The sequence below is a fragment of the Actinomycetota bacterium genome, from assembly GCA_030650795.1.
Taxonomy (GTDB): Bacteria; Actinomycetota; Actinomycetes; order S36-B12; family S36-B12; genus UBA11398.
This window is the reverse complement of sequence record JAUSDJ010000019.1, coordinates 1-1,665: the sequence shown is the minus strand read 5'-3', so window position 1 is coordinate 1,665 and position 1,665 is coordinate 1. Positions and strand designations below refer to the sequence as shown.

Below are 1,665 nucleotides of genomic sequence, written 5' to 3'. Positions count from 1 at the left end.
CAATGTCATTCCCGCGAAGTTTCCCATGCCGCTGTGCGGCGCCACCGGGGATGAAAATGGCTGGCCGTGGTGGTAAACTCGTCCTTGGACGGCTGACAGAGAGAGCGGGCCCGCCTGGTGCTACGAGCCCGACGCGAAGTTTGCTCTGGGTGTCCCGAGGCACCACCGATTGTCGCTCCCTTAGGGGAAGCACGCATACTAGATTCTTATAGAGATGGACACCCCGCTTGGCCGTTACGAAGCGAGGGAGGCTAAGCCGATGCAGGTAGTACATCCCCGTTGTTGTGGGCTGGATGTCCACAAGAAGATCATTTTGGCCTGTCTGATGATCCTGACCGCTGATGGCAGGCTGACCAAGGAGATCCGGCGCTTCGGTACGATGACAGCCGATCTCCTGACTCTCTCGGACTGGCTCCTGGCAGCGGGGTGCACCCATGTAGCCATGGAGAGCACCGGCTCTTTCTGGAAGCCTGTCTGGAATATCCTGGAGGATAAGTTCGAGATGCTCCTGGTCAATGCCCAGCACATCAAGGCCGTGCCCGGACGCAAGACGGATGTCAAGGACTGCGAATGGATTACAGAGTTGCTCAGGCATGGACTCTTGCGGGGCAGCTTTATACCGGACCGGGAGCAGCGGGAGTTGCGGGAGTTGACCCGTTACCGCACAACGCTGCTGGGGGAGCGAGCCGCAGAGGTCAACCGGGTACAGAAGATCCTGGAGGGGGCCAACATCAAGCTGTCCTCGGTGGCATCGGACGTGATGGGGAAATCGGGGCGCGAGATCCTTGCGGCCTTGGTAGCTGGCTCGACGGATGCAGAGGCCATGGCGGAGCTGGCTCGCGGGAAGCTGCGCAGTAAGCTGCCAGAACTGAGGCAGGCCCTGACAGGACAGATGGGTGCTCACCAACAGTTCATACTGGCCGAGCAACTGGCGCACATCGATGACCTGGACGAGACTATCGCTCACCTGGATGCAGAGATAGAGCACAGGCTGAGCCCTTTTGAGGGGCTGATCGCCCGGCTGGACGTCATCCCCGGAGTGGGCAGGCGGACGGCCCAGGTGATCGTGGCTGAGGTGGGAACGGATCTTAGTCGCTTCCCCACAGCAGGACACCTGGCCTCCTGGGCGGGGATGTGTCCGGGCAACAACGAGAGCGCTGGGAAACGTAAAACTGGGACGACCCGCAAGGGAAACACTGCCTTGCGGGTGGCCCTTATTGAGGCTGCCCATGGCGCAAGCCACAAGAAGAATTCCTACCCCCAAGCCCAATTCCGCCGGCTGGCAGCCCGCCGAGGCAAAAAGAAGGCGGCTGTAGCAGTGGGCCATACCATTCTGGTCATCGTTTACCATCTAATAACCAACAAGGATAGCTTCTACCAAGACCTCGGCGCCCACTACTTCGATGACCGAGACCGCCAGAATATCGAGCGTCGCCTGGTCCGTCGCCTAGAAGCATTGGGGTACGCCGTTTCCCTGCAACCGGCCGCAGCTTAGCGGTCCCAGGAGGTCGTTATTTTCATACTAGGCGGGAATCCAGAGGGGCAGGAGCGGGGCCTGCGTTGGTAAGACCAACTTTGGCATGGAGCTTGGGAATCCCGGGTGGGAAGCCCTCTACCATCTGATAGGATAGATGCCTCCTGACAGGTTTCCAGTACGGACGCCTG

1 protein-coding gene is annotated in these 1,665 nt (G+C 60.0%); it reads left to right on the top strand.

The genetic code is table 11. The annotated features are described in order from the left end of the window. Positions 1-259 precede the first annotated feature (259 nt). Complete coding sequence (locus Q7L55_06035) at positions 260-1,495, top strand: IS110 family transposase (protein ID MDO8732116.1); 1,236 nt, start codon at positions 260-262, stop codon at positions 1,493-1,495. Positions 1,496-1,665: the final 170 nt, after the last annotated feature.